The sequence below is a fragment of the Actinomadura spongiicola genome (assembly GCF_003432485.1).
GTDB classification, from domain to species: domain Bacteria; phylum Actinomycetota; class Actinomycetes; order Streptosporangiales; family Streptosporangiaceae; genus Spirillospora; species Spirillospora spongiicola.
Window position 1 is genome coordinate 172,732 of sequence record NZ_QVNQ01000001.1, and the last position, 18,234, is coordinate 190,965.

An 18,234-nucleotide genomic window follows, 5' to 3' on the forward strand; every position below is an offset into this window, starting at 1 on the left:
CGAAACCTCGTTGCTTCACGCAACCTCCTGCGGTCCAATGAGTTGTATGAAACAACTCACCGTGCCGCCGGACGTGCGGATCCGGCCGTACGGCATCGCCGACCGTCCCCGCGTCCTGCGGATGTCGGACCGGCTGTCCTCCGACAGCCTCTACACCCGCTTCTCCTCCGGCACCCCCCGTCTCCCCCGCCACTACCTCGCCCTTCTCGACGGCCTCGACCACTGGGACCGCGACGCCCTGGTGGCGCTGGACGCCGACGAGATCGTCGCGATCGCCGAGTACGTCCGCCACCGGAAGCGCCCCCGCCGCGCGGACATCGCCGTCCTCGTCACCGACCCGTGGCAGCGTCTCGGCATCGGCACCGTCCTCGTCGCCTACCTCGCCGAACTCGCCGCACGGCGCGGCATCGTCGAGTTCGACGCGGACGTCGTCCCCACCAACACCGGCGCCGTCCGGCTCATCCGGCGCGGCTGGCCCGCCGCGCGCTCCACCCGCGAAGGCGGTCTCACGCACTTCCACCTCCCCCTACCCGGGTGAACGCGCCGCCCGGCCCGGTTGAACCGATCACGCCGGGCCTGCTTACGATGACCCGCATGACCCAGAACCTGCTCGGCGGCCTGCCTCCGACCGAACTCCCGGACCACCCCGGGGCCCGCAAGGCCCTGGAGGGCGGCCTCGACCCGTTCGAGGTCGCCGCGCGCCACCCCGACTACCCGGCCGCCTGGGCCGAACTGGCCGACCGCGCCTTCGCGACCGGCAGCGTCATCGACTCGTACGCGTTCGCCCGCACCGGCTACCACCGCGGCCTCGACCAACTCCGCCGCGCCGGCTGGCGGGGGCAGGGACCCGTCCCGTGGGAGCACGAGCCCAACCGCGGCTTCCTCCGCGCCTTGCACGCCCTGGGCCGGGCCGCCGCCGCCATCGGCGAGGACGACGAGGCCGAACGCTGCAGAACCTTCCTCCGCGACAGCAGCCCGACCGCCGCCGACACCCTCAACGCGTCCTGAGACACGAGTCGCCAGGACGCCGGTGCCGATCACCGAAGAATCATTCTTCGCGCCGACAGCCCGACCGCGCCGAGGTCATAGCCGCGTCCCGAGGCGCGCCGTCCCGTGAGGAGGTCGGCGCGGATGGTGCAAGCGGCGAGACCGAGAGCTGCAGAGGCCTCCTCCGCGCTGCAATGCGACCGCCGACGTTGGCTGCGTCCTGAGGCGCATCGACGCGTGAGGGGCACGGCGCGGGTGGGTGCAGGCGGCGAGCTGAGCCCTGCAAGGGCTTGCGCCGCGATGCGGCGCGAGCGACCGAACGTCTTTAGGCGCGCCGTCCTGTAAGGAGAGGACCGGCGCGAATGGACGGGCGGCGAGACCGAGCGCTGTTCTCGCAGGCTCGAAACCTGTCCGGCAAGGTGACCGACCTCGGTTCGTTGTGGGGTCCCTGTGCGCACTGAGGTCGTCCAATGCCTTGGTGATGGGCTCCCTAGGCAAGGGGGCGCGGGTCTGGCGCCCACGACGTCGTGGACCGCGCTGCGGTGCCCGATCGCTGGCATCGCTTTGGCTTCCTGCGCGATCTGGTTGTCGCTTCGCTCGTGTAGACCCGGTCGGCAGGGGCTGCCCCGCGTCGCAACGCGACCGCCAACGTTCTGGCCGCGTCCTGAGGCACATCGTCCCGTAAGGAACGGCACGGCGCGGGTGGATGCAGGCGGCAAGGCTGGGCGCTGCAGGGGCTTGCTCCGCGATGCGGCGCGAGCGGCCGACGGTCTTGGGCGCGTCGGCCCGTAAGGGGTCTCGGTGCGAGGACGACGGGGCCGCTAATGGACGGACCACTTTCGTGGTGCTCGAACCCGGCGTGACCGGCGGGGGAGTCGGCGTCCGGTTTCTTTGCCGCCCAGGTCCGGGTACGCTTTGATCGCAAGAGGCCCCTTCGCGCTTGCGGCGACCGGGGCCTTCGTCGTGGGAAGGAAATGTGGCATGCCTGCCATCGTTCTTGTCGGGGCCCAGTGGGGAGATGAGGGCAAGGGCAAGGCCACAGACCTGCTCGGCGGGGACGTCGACTACGTCGTCCGCTACCAGGGTGGCAACAACGCCGGGCACACCGTGGTCATCGGCGACCAGAGCTACGCGCTGCACCTGCTGCCGTCCGGGGTGCTGTCCCCCGACGTCGTACCGGTGATCGGCAACGGCGTGGTGATCGACCCGGCCGTGCTGCTCCAGGAGATCGACGGCCTGCGCGACCGCGGCGTGAGCTGCGAACGCCTCCTGATCTCGGCGAACGCGCACCTGATCATGCCGCACCACCGGGCCCTCGACAAGGTCACCGAACGCTACCTCGGCAAGGCCAGGATCGGCACCACCGGACGCGGCATCGGCCCCACCTACGCCGACAAGATCAATCGCATGGGCATCCGGGTGCAGGACCTCTTCGACCCGAACATCCTCACCCAGAAGCTCGATCTGGCGCTGCGCGAGAAGAACCAGGTCCTGACGAAGGTCTACAACCGGCGCCGCATCGAGACGGGCCCGATCGTCCAGGAGTACGTGGCGTACGGGGAGCGGTTGAAGCCGTTCGTCGCCGACACCACGCTGATCCTCAACCAGGCCCTGGACGACGACAAGGTCGTCCTGCTGGAGGGCGCCCAGGGCACGCTCCTCGACCTCGACCACGGCACGTACCCGTTCGTGACGTCGTCCAGCCCCACGGCGGGCGGCGCGTGCGCGGGCTCCGGCATCGGTCCCACGAAGATCAGCCGCGTGATCGGCATCATCAAGGCGTACACGACCCGCGTGGGCTCGGGGCCCTTCCCCACGGAGCTGCTGGACGAGCAGGGCGAGTACCTGCGCAAGACCGGCGGCGAGTACGGCGTCACCACCGGACGCGACCGCCGCTGCGGCTGGTTCGACGCCGTCATCGCCCGCTACGCGACCCGCGTCAACGGCATCACCGACTACTTCCTCACCAAGCTGGACGTCCTGTCCGGTCTGGAACGGGTCCCGGTGTGCGTCGCCTACGAGGTGGACGGCGTCCGCGTCGACGAACTGCCCACGACCCAGACCGAGTTCCACCACGCCAAGCCGATCCTGGAGTACCTGGACGGCTGGCAGGAGGACATCAGCGGCGCCAAGAAGTTCGAGGACCTGCCCAAGAACGCGCAGGCGTACGTCCGCGCCGTGGAGGAGATGTCCGGCTGCCGCATCTCCGCGATCGGTGTCGGACCGGGCCGCGACCAGACCCTCTCCCTGCGCCCGCTCGTCTGAGAGTGGAGATCCACGGGCATCGAGGCGCCCGGGGCGTCCGGCCGGAGAACACCCTCCCCGGCTTCGCCCACGCGGTCGCCCTCGGCGTGGACGCCATCGAACTCGACGTCGGCCTGTCCGCGGACGACGTGGTCGTCCTCAACCACGACCAGGCCCTCTCACCGGCCAACCTCACCGACACCGCACCCGCGTGGCCCGGCGACCCCGCCTTCCCCTACGTGGGCAAGCGGATCCGGTCACTCACCCTCGCCCAGCTCCGCACCATCGACGCGGGCACCCGGCCCCATGAGGCGTTCACGCAGGTGCCCGTACCGGGCGCCCGCATCCCCACCCTCACCGAGGCGTGCGCCCTGCTGGACGCGACGGACGTGACCCTGTCCGTCGAACTGAAGACCGACCCGACCTGGCCGCTCGCCGAGATCGAACACTTCACCGCCGCCACGGCGGACATCCTGACGTCCCACGACCTCACGCACCGGACCCGCCTCCTCGCCTTCGACTGGCGCGTCCTGACCACGGCTCGAAAGCACCACCCCGACTTCGGCCGCGTGGCCCTGTTCGAACGCAAGACCCTCGCGGCGAACACCGCCTGGCTGGCGGACCACCCACCGAACGACCCGGTCGCCGCGGCCGCGTCCATCGGCGCGACCGCCATCTCCCCCGAAGCGGCGCTCACCACCCCCGCCCTGGTGGACCAGGCCCACGCCGCCGACCTCCCGGTCATCGTCTGGACGGTCAACACCCTCGAAGACCTGTCCCGCTTCACCGCCTACGGCGCGGACGCCGTCGTCACCGACTACCCCGACCGCATCACGAACTGAGGCGCTCACGCCACGGAGATGGCCAGGACGCCCAACAGCGAGGTCGCGATCCCGACATGCTGCGGACGCGCCAGCCGTTCCTTCAAGAACACCCGTGCCAGGACCATCGTGACGACGGTGTGGAGTGAGCCGAGAACCGCGACGACGCCCACCAGCCCGTAAGTCGAGGCGGTCGCGTAGAGGGTGTCGGCGGTGACGATGAGGACGCCGATCGCCACAACCGCGCGAAGATCCGTCCGCGAGACCGCGACGCGATGGCTGCTGAGGACGACGACCGCCGCGACGACCACGGTGGCGGTGAGGCGAGCGGTCAGCAGCGCCCAGCCCACGTCGCCCTTGCTCGCGCCGTCCATGGCGAAGAAGAACGTGCCGAACCCGAGGGCCGCCAACAGCCCGTACAGGACGCTGGGCAGAGCCCGCGTGGTCGTGTCCTGCTCACCCCCGGCTCGCCGCGAGGTGATGACGAGCCCGAGGAGCGCCAGCACCAGCCCGCCGAACTGGACCGTCCCGGGAACCTCCCCGGTCGCCAGGCCCGCCAGGAGCGGGACGACCGGCGCGGTCGCGGCGACGGGCGCGACGATGCTCATCCTGCCGACGGCGAGGCCACGGTAGAGCGCGGCGACCCCGACCGTCTCGGCGACCCCGGCCGCCGCGGCCTGGCCGAGCGACCCCATACCCGGCGGGCTCGCACCGCGCACGGTAACCAGTACCGTGACCAGCACCAGGGCCGTCGCTTGCGAAATCAGCAAGACCGTGAGCAGCGGCGCCGCGCGGCTCTTCAACCCACCGAGGAAGTCGGAGGCTCCCCAGCCGAGGGCGGCGCCCAACGCGAGGGCGATGGCGATCACTTCAGCGTCCCGCCGTGTGGTCGAGAATCGCCGGGACGACGACGTCCCACTGGTGCCGGGGAAAGACCTCGTGACCGGTGCCTTCCAGCGGGACGAAGCGGGCGCCCGGAATCTCCGCCGCGAGCGCGCGGCCGTGGCCGACCGGGAAGAACGGGTCCTCAGCCCCATGGAACACCAGCGTCTGAGCGCCGACCTGACCGAGCCGCCCACGCCATGGCTCACCCGCATCAATCATGAAGGGGTTGGTGAGCTGCGCGGCCACGTCGACGGTCCGGTCCACGACGCGTTCGGCCGCGGCCCGCATACCCTCCTCGTCGAAGGGACGCGAGCGCGCGGCGAAGGGCCGTTCGGCCTCGACCAGATAATCGATGACCGCGGCCCGATCGGACCAGTCGGGCTCAACGGGCTCGTCCGCGAACAGCTCCCGCGACATCTCCGGCAGATCGGGGTAGTGGTGGCCTGGTCCGCCGGGCGTGCCGGAGGCGAGGATGAGCGAGGCCACCCGGTCGGCATGGTCGAGGGCCAAGAGCTGGGCGACCGCCGCGCCCTGCGACATGCCGACCACATGGGCGGAGGTGACGCCGAGCGCGTCGAGCAGCGCGGCGGCGTCCGCGACCAGATCGCGGAGCCCATACCCGGGTGATCCCGCCGGGTAGGCGGTCGAACGCCCCGCGTCCCTGCCGTCGTACCGGATGACCCGCCTGCCCCCAGCCACCAGCCGTTTCACGAACTCCTCGTCCCACGCCGACAGCGAATGCCCCGCCCCATGAATCAGCAGGACGGCCGAGTCTTCCGGGTCGCCGAACACCTCCACGCACAGCTCCACGCCGTTGACCTTGATGATCCGCTCACCGGTCGACATCCCACGCTCCCTAATCTCGTTACATGTAACGAACAAGCTAGACCCGAAATCGGTTACATGTAAAGAAAATCTCGTAGACTCCCTGACATGTCCCAACGCTCCCGGCCGGAGATCGCCGCACAGGACGCCTGGCGCGCCTACCGCCGCCTCCAACTGCTCGTGGACGCCGAGGTCGCACGCGACCTGGAGCGCGAGGCAGGCCTGTCGCTGCCCGACTTCGAGGTGCTGTCCACCGTGGCGGCGATGTCGAGCGGCGAGCACTGCATCCGTGTCGGTCAGCTGACCGCCCGGATGGGCTGGGCCCACAGCCGCCTGTCCCGCCAGCTCGGCCGGATGGAACGCCGCGGCCTCATCGCCCGCGAACCCTGCGAACTCGACGGCCGCGGCGACGACGTCCTGCTCACCGACTCGGGCCGCCACGCCTACGAGAAGGCCGCTCCAACGCACCTGGCGTCCGTCCAGCGCCACCTCACCGGCCTGCTAACCCGAGACCAACTCAACACCCTCACCAGCATCGAACAGACCATCACCAACCACCGGTGATCCCGCTTCCACCCAGAAGCCATCCATTGCCCCAGCCCACCACCACACCCCCGGCCTCGGCCGACCTGCCCGAGGCAGGTTCGAGCCTGCGAAAACCAGTTCGCGAAGCCCACCCCCAGGCGAGCGGTTGCGGGTTGCGCTGGCCGGGGTCGTCTGGGCAAAGGTGCTCGCCGGCCTGAAAATATTCGATCGCTGCCGAAGCAGGCGCAAGCGAAGCGAGCCAGCGATCGCACCGCAGCCATTACGGACGAAGGCCCACAACAACCTCAGGGTCTGCGATCGCGTCCGAAGGCAGGTTCAAGCGGAGCGAGAACCTGATCGCGCAGCGAGCCGCCAGGCGAGTCGAAGCGACACAGGCGAGCGCGCCGCAGCCCACGGTGTAGGAGGCACGCCGGGCCTGAAAGCCCGCGCGGGACTTGCCTGACCAACAGCCTCAGCCCGCACAGCAACCCGCAACAACCTCAGGGTTTGCGATCGCGTCCGAAGGCAGGTTCGAGCCTGCGAGAACCTGATCGCGCAGCGAGCCGCAAGGCGAGCCGGAGCGATGCCAGCGATCGCACCGTGTTTTTCGACGATGGAGGCCCGCCAGGGCCGAAGGAGGAGAAAAATACAATAAATACAGCTCGGGCGGTGTCGACGGGGGCACGACATCGCCCGAGCTTGGTGAGGACTTTACAAGGTCCGTGCCGGTTCTTCCAGGCGGCGTCCCGTTTAGGCCGGGTATGCGCGGCTCCGCGCGGTTCCGTTTCTCGCCTCTTCGCGGCGTTCGTCGCCGGGTTCGTCCATGAGGTCGGGGAAGTCGGCCAGGTCAGGGACGACCGCGGGCGCTCCGGCCGGCGCGGTGGCGCCGTTTCCGGTCGCTGATCTTGGTGCGCGGAGGACGGCCCAAACCGTGGTCGCGCCGTCTTCGTGGCGGACGCCCCAGCCGTCGGCGAGGGCCTCGACGATGCCGAGTCCGCGTCCGCCGAGGGAGGAGAGGGTGCCGGGGCCGCGGCGGGGTTCGGTCATGGCCCCGCCGTCGCTGACTTCGAGTTCGAGGATGTCTCCGCGGCGCAGCCAGCAGACTCTGACCTGGCCGGACGGTAGTGGGCGCGCGTGGCGGAGGGCGTTGCTGAGGAGTTCGCTGACGATGACGCTGGCGTCGTCCACGATTGATTCGTAGACACCCGAGTCGACCAGCTCGGAGCTGAGGCGTTTACGGGCGACCGCGACGCTGGACGCGGCGTGTGGGAGCAGTACGACGCTCGACGTCCTCACCTCCCCGTGTTTCCTGTCGTTGGGCGAGTCCCGTCACCGCTGTTCCCGTACGTCCGAAATGCCCTGATGGGCACGACCGGAAACCAGAACGGGTCACTCCGCCGCCTGTACAACGAGTCACCGGCCATCCGGTCACGGTGATCACCTCTGGATCGGAATCCGGTCACCAACGGCAACCATCCATGGATCTATCCAGCCAACGGTGGATTTACTCCTCACGCGCACGTTTCGTCCGTCACACCCCGTAGACACCGTACTTTCCGGCAGAAGTCAAGCTTGACCTCCCTCGGAACCCCACCCTGCCACCCTCTGAACTCGCCGAACGGCCTGGTCATAGCGGTCTCACCGCACCGTAGCGGATGGTCTTTCCTTACGGTGAGTAATCGCCATGCGGCACCGCGGTGGGGGTGCCCAACGGCCTGTCAGGACGCCGCGCGGAGGACGAGCCGCATGCAGGTTCCGCGCCGCATGTCCGTACCACCTGCGCGTCCACGCTTCTCCGCCTCGCGCAGAAGGACGTCCGGGCGGCCTCCCGTCGACCCGATCCGGTGGGTCCCGTCCGGTCGCGACGACTTGATGTGAGATCCGTCACTCTTGCCCATCTCGGCCGGATGTGCGGAGATCGTTCCGCCCTGCTCCTCGGTGAGCCGTTTGACGATGTACAGCCCGAGCCCGATGCCGCCGAACCTGCGGCGATCGCCGGTCTCCCCCTGGACGAACCGCTCGAAGATCCGCTCATGGTCGCCCTCTGGGATGCCGATTCCCTCGTCCGTCACCGTCACCACGATCCCGGAGCCCTCACGGACGGCCCGGACGGACACCGTCCCGCCGTCCGGCGAGTACTTGAACGCGTTCTCCAGGAGCTGCCCGAGGATGATGTCGGTCGCCATCGCGTCCCCGCGGCAGGGCGGCAGGCCCGGCGCGATCTCCAGCTCCACCCGGTGCAGCGGCGACAGCGACCGGAAACCGGCCACCACGCCCTCCAGCACCCGCGTCAGGTCGAACGGCTCGATCGTCACGGTCAGCTCGTCCGCGCCCGCGCGTGAGCCGAGCAGCAGGTGCTCGACGAGCCGTCCGAGTGACTGGGCGCGTTCGGCGATCGTGGCGACGGCGGCGCGGCGGTCGCCGTCCGCCATCTCGTCCCACCGGTTGACCAGCGTGGACGCGAACCCCTGCACGACCGTGATCGGCGTGCGGAGCTCATGGCTGGTGGTGGCGAGGAACAGGTCCTTGGCCTCCTCCAGCGCCTTGGCCTCCGACACGTCGCGGAAGTCGACGACCAGCTCGCCGGTCTCCTCGATCTCGGCGGCCAGGACGTTCAGCCACCTGCCCGACTCCAACCGGAATGTCAGCATCTCGCCGAGCGCGGGCATGTCGAACGGCAGCGGCCGCCCGAGGGCGTGCTCCGGCGCGATGCCGGTGAGGGCGTGCGCGGCGGGATTCCACTGCCGGACGACGAGATCGTGGTCGAGCACGGCGATCCCGTCCGCGCTGGAGTCGATCACGGCGCGTTCGTGCGCCCGCTGCCGGACGACCTCCGCGTACGCGACCGCGTTGCCGACCGCGACCCCGGCGTGTCCGGCGAGCAGTTCCAGCAGTTCGAGTTCGGTGTGGCCGATCTTGCGGCCGGAGAACAGGGCGTACAGCGCGCCGTACGGACGGTTCTGGAGGTACGACAGGCCGAGCGCGATCGTGTGCAGCCCGGGAAGCTCCGACCAGATCAGGTCGCCGAGACGCCGCTCGCCCGTCGCGAGCTTCACGGTCTTCCCCGACCGCAGCAGCTCCCCGACGAGGCTGGAGCGCAGGTCGGCGGACGTGCCGCGCATCCGCTCCGGCAGCCCGGACATGCTCACCAGCCGCAGCCGGTCACCCTCGATGCGGACGAAACCGCCGGCGTCCGCGCCGGTCAGCTCGATCAGCGCCTCGGTGATCCGGTCGAGGACGACGGCGAGGTCCAGTTCGGCGTTCAGGTCGGCGACGATGTCGTTCAGCCGCCGGACGAGCCGGGCCCGCTCCGTCATGTGATGCTGGACGATCTCGTTCTCGTCGACCGGGTGGTACACGCCGACCCAGCCGAGCGGCGTCCCGGACGGGTCCTTCAGCAGGCTCGTGTCGATCCGGACGTCGATGAGGCGGCCGTCGCGGTGGAACCGGCGGGTCGCGAAGGAGATCTGCCCGCCCTCGGCCTCGCCGTCGCCGTCGTCGCCGCGCCGGGTGAGGAGCCGTTCCTGGACGGCGTTGTGCTCGGCCTTCAGCTCGTCCGGGACGATCGGGGGCACGCGTCCGACCATCTCTTCGGCCGTCCAGCCGAACATCCGCTCGGCGGCCGGGTTCCACACGGTGACCTGGTGCGTCTGGTCCACGGCCACGATGGCGTCGGCGGCGCTCTCGATGACGGCCCGCGCTATCGGATCATGGACGTGGTGGTGCACGTCTGTCATCGTGCCATCGGACCTCGCCACGGCGCCGGGCAACTTACGCCGAAACTTTCTCTCTCTGGGCTCCCGATAGAGAAACCTTACTTACTAGTAAGTCTGCCGAGAAGGAGCGCGGCGGCTCCCGCGACGAGGAACGACAGCAGCGACGCGCTCATCCAGCTCTGCGGGACGAAGTGCAGAACATCCCGGACGTCCTGCCAGAAACCGGCCCACCGGCTGACCGTTCCGGGGTTGATGAGCTGGTATACGACGAACCCCACCGCCCAGGCGACGATCATGCCCCAGCGGGACGGCGCCGTCCGCGACACGTCCCAGCCGCGGCGCCGACCAAGGAAGAAGTCGGCGGCCAGCACGCCCAGCATGGGCACGAACACCGAACCGATCAGTGACAGGAAGCTCGCGTAGTCGCCGATGTCCAGCGCAAGTGCCAGCACCGTGACGATCACGCCGAGCCCCACGCTCAGCACCCGCCGGTCGGCGCGCGGCACGAGGTTCTGGATCGACACGGCCGTGGAGTAGGTGTCGGCGAACGACTGGTCCGCCTCACGCAGCACGAACACCGCGAAGAACACCACGCCGAGCGTGACGTTCAGGAACGGGTCGAACACCTTCGTCGTGTCGCCCGCGACGAGCGCCAGCGCCAGGAGGCCGAGGACGTAGGCGACGATCTGCGTGACCGAGTAACCGACGGCCGCCGCACCGAACGCGGCCCGTTCCGTCCGGGAATGCCGGGTGTAGTCGGCGGCGACCGGGACCCACGAGATCGACACCGCCAGCGCCGCGTCCGCCCCGAGCCAGAACCCGCCCCACGACCCCTCCGTCAGGTCGGGCAGCGGCTCCCGCAGAAGCTGGACGTAGAAGTACACCAGCGCGATCGCCACGGCGACCGTGACGTAACGGCGCAGCAACCGCACCGACCCCAGCGGCCAGACGGTCAGCACCGTCGTGATGGCCCCGGCGGCGACCACGTACGTCCAGCGCGGCACGCCGTCCCACAGCTCCCGGGCCGCGTCCGCGATGACGATCAGCTCGAACGTGCCCCAGCCGACGAGCTGCGCGATGTTCAGCACGGTCGGCGCGTACGACAGCCGCGCGCCGAACAGCCCGCGCAGCAGCACCATCGCCGGTTGCCCGGTGCGCGCCCCCGGAACCGCCGCGAGCCCGAGCATCAACCCGCCCAGGATCGTTCCAACGGCCATCGCGACGATGCCCGCGATGATCGACAGGGTCGGCGAGCCGTCGGCGTCAGGCGCGAGGACGGTGTAGGCGCCCGAGAACGCCAGCAGACTGACCCCGAGATTGGCCCAGAACGCGCTCTGATCCCAGAACCCGAGCACCTTGGGCGCGGGCTCATCAAGCGTGAGAGGGGCTTCCGCGCGCTCTTCGGAGCGCCGCTCGACCTCGGACGACACCGGACACACTCCCTACGCCGGCATTACCCGGACAGGTTCATGCGGTCGGCGACGCCTACGAAAGGCCGCCCTCTCAGCCCGGCTTGCGCGATGCGGCCCGAGCTCCCGCGGACAACGGTCGCGAGCGATAGTACAACCGCCAGACCGTCCTAAAAATGGCGCAGATCACCCAAACCGCAACTAATCACAGTCACCGCTTCCCCCGGGCCGCCCCACCCCACGCCGATCACTCGCCTCAGACCAGGTCGCCGCTCACGTCAGGTCGTTGCGCACGTCGATGCTCGCCGGCGTGAGGTCCTCGTTCAGGTCACGTCGTTGCTCGAGCCAGGTCCTAGTCCTGGCCAGGTCGCCGCTCGGGCCGCGTCCTTGCTCATGTCAGGTCGTTGCCCACATCGATATTTGCTGGCGTGAGGTCCTCGTTCAGGTCACGTCCTAGCTCAGGCCGGGTCCTTGTTCAGGTCAGGTCCTTGCTCACGTCAGGTCCTTGTTCAGGTCGCGTCTGGTTCAGGCTACGTAGGGGGGACCGTCGCCGTCCCTCTCCATCGGACGTCCTACCTCGGCCCAGTCCTTCATTCCACCGTCGACGTTCCTGGCCAGCCAGCCCGCCTGGTTCAGCGCCACCGTCACCTGCGCGGACCGCGCCCCCGACCGGCAGATCACGAAGACCTCCCGGTCGCGCGGGACCTCCCCGGCACGGTCGCCGAGCTGGCCCATCGGGATGTGGACCGCCGAGGGCGCGTGACCCGCGTCCCACTCGGCCTGCTCCCGGATGTCCAGCAGGTAACCGTCCTGCGGAACGTCAGCGGCTCTCACGGCCGGCACGTCGTCCCAGAAAATCATCACACCCCCATGGAACCGCGCGAAGTACCCCCGCGTCGAATCATGCATGCGGTATCGGACGCTCCTGTACGCCGCACCCGGGCTGGCCATGCTCCTATCCCTGGCCGCCTGCGGCGACGAACAGGCAAACGGAAACCCCGCCGGCGCGCCTTCGGGCACGACCTCCGTGAAGCCCTCCGGATCACCGGCGAACACACTGACCGTCAACGTCAAGGCCTCCAAGGAGGCACCCGCGAAGACCTGGACCCTGACCTGCGAGCCGCCGGGCGGCAACCATCCCGAGGCTGCCAACGCCTGCGCGGCGCTCACCAAGGTCAAGGACCCGTTCGCACCCGTTCCCAAGGACCAACCATGCACCATGATCTACGGCGGTCCGGAGATCGCCACGGTCAAGGGCACCTGGCAGGGCAAGGAGATCGACACCGAGTTCTACCGTGACGACGGTTGCCAACTGGACCGCTGGTCGAAGATCGGCCCGCTTTTCGGCAACGTGCCGAAGGTCCGCTGAAACGAGCCATCCCCGTTCCGGCTCGCTTTCACCCTCGGCCCCGCCCGGCCTACCGGGCGGGGCTCCTGTTTGCGCTCATGGTTTCGCTCGTCGTCGACACGGAGAGCGAGCCCCTCTCGATCGATCCGGTCGACCCCGCCGACCTGCCCGAGTCAAACCCGCATTGGTCCGCGGCGCGACGCGGACGCTGTACATCAGTGGTCAGCCGCCGTGGACCTGCGCGGGCGTCTGGTTGGCCCGTTCCTGCGACTCAAGGGGCGCTCTATGAAGCGATGTCGAGCTTGCTGCGGGCTAGCGGCGGCGTGGGCCGTCTCGGGAGTGCTCTGGCGGCGCTTCGAGACATGCCTTCGCCGTTCACTTCAGCAGGCGTGACATGCGGCGGTCGGCGAGCGGTTTGCCGCCTGTCTGGCAGGTCGGGCAGTACTGGAGGGACGAGTCGGCGAACGACACCTCGCGGACCGTGTCGCCGCATATCGGGCATTTCTGTCCGGTCCTGCCGTGGACGCGCAGCCCGGTCTTCTTCTCACCCTTGAGGTCCTGCGCCTCCAGCCCACGGGATCGCTCCACCGCGTCCCGCAGGGTGGTGACGATGGCGTCGTGCAGTATCTCGACGTCCTCGCCGGTCAACGATGCGGCGATCTTGAACGGGGACATCTTCGCCACGTGCAGGACCTCGTCGGAGTAGGCGTTGCCGATCCCGGCGATCACCTTTTGGTCGCGTAGCAGCCCCTTGATCTGGGTGCGTTTCCCTTCGACGATCGCGCCCAGCGCCCCGGGGGTGAACGTGTCGTCCAGCGGGTCGGGCCCCAGCGAGGCCACGCCGGGGACGTCGGCGGGGTCGCGTACGACGTACACGGCGAGGCCCTTCTTGGTCCCGGGCTCCGTCAGGTCGAATCCGGAACCGTCGTCCAGGTGGACGCGCATCGCCAGCGGGTTCTTCCCTCCGGGCCGGACGGGCCTGGACGGGATCTCGTCCCGCCACCGCAGCCACCCGGCCCGCGCCAGATGGATCACCAGGTGCGGCCCGTCGACGTCCAGATCGAGGAATTTCCCGTGCCGCGTGGCCCCGGTGACGGTCAGTCCGCCCAGCGAGGTCACCGGCGGGTCGTACGTCTTCAACGCGGAGATGGCGAGGACGTCGACACGAGCGACGACGTGCCCGACGACACGCTCCCGTAGAAACCCGGCCAACGCCTCCACCTCGGGCAACTCAGGCATGGTCCCTCGATCCTTCCGCGCGGTAGACCACCGAGAACGCAGGTCACCCCCTGCTTCGCGTCCGTTTGCAAGGTACCCGCTCCGGCATCCGGCGGCGGTCCGCGCAGGGGCGTCCGCCGGGCCGAAGTCCATGTCGCCCACGCGGGCCGGAGTCCGTGCGGAACAATCGGGTCGGAGCACCTTCGGCGTCGTCTGCACGGCAGTGAGCGCGATGTCCACAGGGGCGTGGAAGCCTGTGGATAAGGTTGTGCATAACTCTGGGCGCGGCGTGGAATGCGGGGTTTCCAGGGGCGATACCTCAGCGTATCCGGGCAAAGCGACGGGTGCCGATGGGGACGGCCGGTCACACAGGGTGTGGATAACTTCCGGATAACGACCTGTCAGTAATCGCCACGGGGGGCGCACGACGGATTTCAGGGGATGTGACCCGGATCTCGAAATAACCCCTAGGGGGTACGGGTTGTCGGGTGCGTGCCGTTATGGCACCATGAGGAGCGAGAGATACCCCCCAGGGGTAATGAAGCGAAGGAGCAGACCGATGAGCACCGCCACCTACACCGTCGCCGGAATGACCTGCGGCCACTGCGTCAGCTCCGTCACGGAGGAGGTCGAGCAGATCGCGGGCGTGACCGGCGTCGACGTCGACCTCCAGACCGGCCGGGTCACCGTGACGAGCGACGCGCCCCTCGACGTCGCCCAGGTCAAGGACGCCGTCGAAGAAGCCGGTTACGAACTCAAGGCATGACCGGAGCGAACCCCGCGGCGACGCGGGGCGCGCTCCCCGAACACACGTGAGTGGAGTGGATCGGAATGAACAACGCGACCAGGCTCGGAGCCTACGCTGTGGGACTGGCGGTCGTCTTCGGCGGCGCGGCGGGCGTCGGCAAGGTCGTCGGTCCCGTCGGCGCGTCCGCCGAGACGGCCTCCCATGACGGAGGTGGCCACGGTGGCGGCGGAGGCAACGGCGGCGGGGGGCACGGCGGCGGGGGCGGCCACGGCGAGGGCGGTACCGCCGCGGCGGCACACGCGCCGGGCGGCCTTCAGGTCTCCGAGGACGGCTACACGCTCGTCCCGCGCAGCACGACGCTGACGCCGGGCAAGCGGACCGACTTCCGGTTCACCATCAACGGACCCGACGGCAAGCCCGTCACCGGGTTCAAGCCCCTGCACGGCAAGCGGCTGCACCTCATCATCGCGCGCCGCGACCTGTCGGGCTTCCAGCACCTGCACCCGACGGAGGCGGGCGGCGGCCTCTGGACGGTGCCGATCACGCTGCCGAAGGCCGGCGTGTACCGGTTCTTCACCGACGTTCAGCCGGACGGCGCGAAGCGGCAGCTCACGCTGGGGACCGACGTGTTCGCCGAGGGCGACCTGCGGACGGCTCCGCTGCCGAAGCCCGAGCGGGTCGCGAAGGTCGACGGGTACGAGGTCACGCTGACGGGCGGCCTCACGCCCGGCAAGTCCACCGAACTCACGCTCTCGGTGAGCAAGGACGGCAAGCCGGTCACGGACCTGGAACCGTACCTGGAGGCGTACGGCCACCTGGTGGCGCTGCGCCAGGGCGACCTCGCCTACCTGCACGTCCACCCGGACGGTGAGCCGGGCGACGGGAAGACCCCGGCGGGCCCCGGCATCACGTTCTTCGCCGAGGCGCCCAGCACCGGCGCCTACCGCCTCTACCTGGACTTCAAGCACGGCGGCAAGGTCCGCACGGCCGAGTTCACCGTGCACGCCGGGGACGCGCGGGTGCCCGTCCGGACCGGCGGCCACGACGACCGGCCCCACACCCACTGACGAGCAGGCGAAGGAGGAGAGCGATGAGCACGGACGCGGCGTCCGAGCGTATCGAGCTGGCGATCGGCGGCATGACGTGCGCGTCCTGCGCCAATCGCATCGAACGCAAGCTCAACAAGCTGGACGGTGTGACCGCCACGGTCAACTACGCCACCGAGAAGGCGAAGGTCGAGTTCACCGCCGGGGTGTCCCCGGACGAGTTGATCGCCACGGTCGAGAAGGCCGGGTACAGCGCCGAGCTGCCCGCGCCGCCGAAGCCGTCCGGGGAGGTCGAGGAGCCCGAACCGGACGACGGGCTGCGCCCGCTGCGGCAGCGGCTGATCACCGCGGTCGTGCTGTCGGTCCCGGTCATCGCGATGGCGATGGTCCCGGCGTTGCAGTTCGACGCGTGGCAGTGGATGTCGTTGACCCTGGCCGCCCCGGTCGTGGTGTACGCGGGCTGGCCGTTCCACAAGGCCGCGGCGATCAACCTGCGGCACGGCGCGGCGACCATGGACACGCTGATCTCGCTGGGGACCCTGGCGGCGTTCGCCTGGTCGCTGTGGGCGCTGTTCTTCGGCACGGCCGGGGAGATCGGGATCAAGCACGGTTTCGAGTTCTCGATGACCCGCGCGGACGGGTCCATGAACATCTACCTTGAGGCCGCGGCGGGCGTGACCATGTTCATTCTCGCGGGCCGGTACTTCGAGACGCGGTCCAAGCGCCGCGCGGGCGCCGCGCTCCGGGCACTGCTCGAACTGGGCGCGAAGGAGGTCTCGGTCATCCGGGACGGCCGTGAGGAGCGGGTTCCGGTGGACCGGCTCGCGGTCGGGGACCTGTTCGTCGTCCGTCCCGGCGAGAAGATCGCCACGGACGGCACGGTCGAGGAGGGCTCGTCCGCCGTGGACGCGTCCATGCTGACCGGCGAGTCGGTTCCGGTGGAGGTCGGGCCCGGCGACACCGTGGTCGGCGCGACCGTGAACGCGGGCGGGCGGCTGCTGGTGCGGGCCACCCGCATCGGCTCCGACACGCAGCTCGCCCAGATGGCGCGGCTCGTGGAGGACGCCCAGACGGGAAAGGCGCAGGTCCAGCGGCTCGCCGACCGGATCTCCGGCATCTTCGTCCCGATCGTGATCGCGCTGGCGCTGGGCACGCTGGGGTTCTGGATCGGCACCGGCGAGCCCCTCGCGGGCGCCTTCACCGCCGCGGTCGCCGTCCTGATCATCGCGTGCCCGTGCGCGCTCGGCCTCGCCACCCCCACCGCCCTCATGGTCGGGACGGGACGCGGCGCGCAGCTCGGCATCCTGATCAAGGGTCCGGAGGTGTTGGAGTCCACCCGCCGGATCGACACGGTCGTCCTGGACAAGACGGGCACCGTCACCACGGGACGGATGGCCCTGGTCGACGTCATCACCGCCGACGGGGTCGACGAGGCCGACGTCCTGCGGCTGGCGGGCGCGCTGGAGAACGCGTCCGAGCACCCCATCGCGCAGGCCATCGCGAAGGGGGCCACGGAACGCGTCGGTGACCTCGGCACGGTCGAGGACTTCGCCAACGTCGAGGGCCTCGGCGTCCAGGGGATCGTGGACGGTCACGGTGTCCTGGCGGGCCGCCCCCAGTTGCTCGCCGAGTGGGCGCAGCACCTCACGCCCGACCTCGAACGCGCGATGGAGCAGGCCCAGGCGGCCGGTCACACCGCCGTCGCGGTCGGCTGGGACGGCCAGGCCCGCGCCGTGCTCACCGTCGCCGACCAGGTGAAGCCTACGTCGCGGGAGGCGATCGACCAGTTCAGGGCCCTCGGGCTCCGCCCGGTCCTGCTGACCGGCGACCACGAGACCGTGGCCCGGACGGTCGCCGACACGGTCGGGATCGAGGAGGTCATCGCCGAGGTCCTGCCACAGGACAAGGTCGACGTCGTCAAGCGGCTCCAGTCCGAGGGCCGGACGGTCGCGATGGTCGGCGACGGGGTCAACGACGCCGCCGCGCTCGCGCAGGCCGATCTGGGGCTCGCGATGGGCACCGGCACGGACGTGGCGATCGAGGCGTCCGACCTGACCCTCGTCCGCGGGGACCTGCGGGCCGCGGCCGACGCGATCCGGCTGTCGCGCCGCACGCTCCGCACCATCAAGGGCAACCTGTTCTGGGCGTTCGCCTACAACGTGCTGGCCCTCCCGCTGGCCGCGTCGGGCCTGCTGGTCCCGATGATCGCGGGCGGTGCGATGGCGTTCTCGTCGGTCTTCGTCGTCGGCAACAGCCTCCGCCTCCGCCGCTTCGAAAGCCTGAACACGATCCCCGGCCCAGCGACCACGAAGCCCAGTCGACACAAGACACCCGCAACCCGCTGAGCGACGTCAACGCGCGGCCCCGATCGGGGCCGCGCGTGCTCAGGTGTCGCCCGGGACGGACGGCGGCGAGTGCGGTCGCGGCAACCGCCGGGCCCACCCGGCAGGGGGTCCGGTGAT

General features: G+C 69.9%; 16 protein-coding genes. 9 read left to right on the plus strand and 7 right to left on the minus strand.

All coding sequences use genetic code 11. The features are described 5' to 3' along the window. The first annotated feature begins 46 nt into the window (after nt 1–46). From D0T12_RS00830 to D0T12_RS00845, 4 genes are all read left to right on the plus strand, one after another. On the plus strand, nt 47–538 hold the full coding sequence (locus tag D0T12_RS00830) for a GNAT family N-acetyltransferase (RefSeq protein WP_117397310.1): 492 nt from the start codon (nt 47–49) through the stop codon (nt 536–538). A gap of 47 nt (nt 539–585) precedes the next feature. Beyond that, entirely contained in the window at nt 586–1,008 is a 423-nt protein-coding gene (locus D0T12_RS00835) for a DUF3151 domain-containing protein (protein ID WP_117397311.1), read from the plus strand. Nucleotides 1,009–1,968: 960 nt separating this feature from the next. Further along, the gene (locus tag D0T12_RS00840; RefSeq protein WP_117397312.1) at nt 1,969–3,252 is read left to right on the plus strand and encodes an adenylosuccinate synthase; all 1,284 of its coding nucleotides are present in this window, start codon (nt 1,969–1,971) and stop codon (nt 3,250–3,252) included. A 2-nt stretch (nt 3,253–3,254) separates the two neighbouring features. After that, a complete protein-coding gene (locus D0T12_RS00845; protein WP_233525777.1) occupies nt 3,255–4,073 on the plus strand; it encodes a glycerophosphodiester phosphodiesterase family protein in 819 nt (272 codons plus the stop codon). Between the two features lie 5 nt (nt 4,074–4,078). Here D0T12_RS00845 and D0T12_RS00850 read toward each other — a convergent pair whose 3' ends face one another. Both D0T12_RS00850 and D0T12_RS00855 read right to left on the minus strand, forming a co-directional pair. Next, nucleotides 4,079–4,921: a DMT family transporter gene (locus D0T12_RS00850; protein ID WP_117397313.1), complete on the minus strand. Its 843-nt coding sequence runs from the start codon at nt 4,919–4,921 to the stop codon at nt 4,079–4,081. Between the two features lies 1 nt (nt 4,922). Then, the gene (locus tag D0T12_RS00855; RefSeq protein WP_117397314.1) at nt 4,923–5,783 is read right to left on the minus strand and encodes an alpha/beta fold hydrolase; all 861 of its coding nucleotides are present in this window, start codon (nt 5,781–5,783) and stop codon (nt 4,923–4,925) included. Nucleotides 5,784–5,870: 87 nt separating this feature from the next. Here D0T12_RS00855 and D0T12_RS00860 point away from each other — a divergent pair, with 87 nt between their 5' ends. Then, the gene (locus tag D0T12_RS00860; protein WP_117397315.1) at nt 5,871–6,326 is read left to right on the plus strand and encodes a MarR family winged helix-turn-helix transcriptional regulator; all 456 of its coding nucleotides are present in this window, start codon (nt 5,871–5,873) and stop codon (nt 6,324–6,326) included. Between the two features lie 711 nt (nt 6,327–7,037). On the opposite strand, the gene D0T12_RS00865 is transcribed toward D0T12_RS00860, so the two are convergent. From D0T12_RS00865 to D0T12_RS00880, 4 genes are all read right to left on the minus strand, one after another. Beyond that, entirely contained in the window at nt 7,038–7,583 is a 546-nt protein-coding gene (locus tag D0T12_RS00865; protein ID WP_199487220.1) for an ATP-binding protein, read from the minus strand. Between the two features lie 422 nt (nt 7,584–8,005). Next, on the minus strand, nt 8,006–10,024 hold the full coding sequence (locus tag D0T12_RS00870) for a sensor histidine kinase (RefSeq protein ID WP_233525778.1): 2,019 nt from the start codon (nt 10,022–10,024) through the stop codon (nt 8,006–8,008). 77 nt (nt 10,025–10,101) lie between these two features. Beyond that, nucleotides 10,102–11,433, minus strand: a complete 1,332-nt coding sequence (locus D0T12_RS00875; protein ID WP_117397316.1) for a purine-cytosine permease family protein — start codon at nt 11,431–11,433, stop codon at nt 10,102–10,104. A gap of 504 nt (nt 11,434–11,937) precedes the next feature. Continuing rightward, nucleotides 11,938–12,270: a rhodanese-like domain-containing protein gene (locus D0T12_RS00880; RefSeq protein WP_407642035.1), complete on the minus strand. Its 333-nt coding sequence runs from the start codon at nt 12,268–12,270 to the stop codon at nt 11,938–11,940. 49 nt (nt 12,271–12,319) lie between these two features. Between D0T12_RS00880 and D0T12_RS00885 the strand changes: the two genes are divergently transcribed. After that, nucleotides 12,320–12,781: an SSI family serine proteinase inhibitor gene (locus D0T12_RS00885; RefSeq protein ID WP_117397317.1), complete on the plus strand. Its 462-nt coding sequence runs from the start codon at nt 12,320–12,322 to the stop codon at nt 12,779–12,781. Nucleotides 12,782–13,135: 354 nt separating this feature from the next. Here the strand turns inward: D0T12_RS00885 and D0T12_RS00890 are convergent, their stop codons facing one another. Beyond that, nucleotides 13,136–13,999: an Fpg/Nei family DNA glycosylase gene (locus D0T12_RS00890; protein ID WP_117397318.1), complete on the minus strand. Its 864-nt coding sequence runs from the start codon at nt 13,997–13,999 to the stop codon at nt 13,136–13,138. Nucleotides 14,000–14,537: 538 nt separating this feature from the next. Here D0T12_RS00890 and D0T12_RS00895 point away from each other — a divergent pair. The 3 genes from D0T12_RS00895 to D0T12_RS00915 all read left to right on the plus strand — a co-directional run bounded on the left by D0T12_RS00895 (nt 14,538) and on the right by D0T12_RS00915 (nt 18,117). Continuing rightward, on the plus strand, nt 14,538–14,744 hold the full coding sequence (locus D0T12_RS00895; RefSeq protein ID WP_117397319.1) for a heavy-metal-associated domain-containing protein: 207 nt from the start codon (nt 14,538–14,540) through the stop codon (nt 14,742–14,744). A 65-nt stretch (nt 14,745–14,809) separates the two neighbouring features. After that, nucleotides 14,810–15,793 carry a hypothetical protein gene (locus D0T12_RS35720; protein WP_199487221.1) on the plus strand — a complete coding sequence of 328 codons (984 nt, stop codon included), beginning with the start codon at nt 14,810–14,812 and terminating at the stop codon, nt 15,791–15,793. Between the two features lie 23 nt (nt 15,794–15,816). Further along, complete coding sequence (locus tag D0T12_RS00915) at nt 15,817–18,117, plus strand: heavy metal translocating P-type ATPase (RefSeq protein WP_117397322.1); 2,301 nt, start codon at nt 15,817–15,819, stop codon at nt 18,115–18,117. The last annotated feature ends 117 nt before the right edge of the window (nt 18,118–18,234 follow it).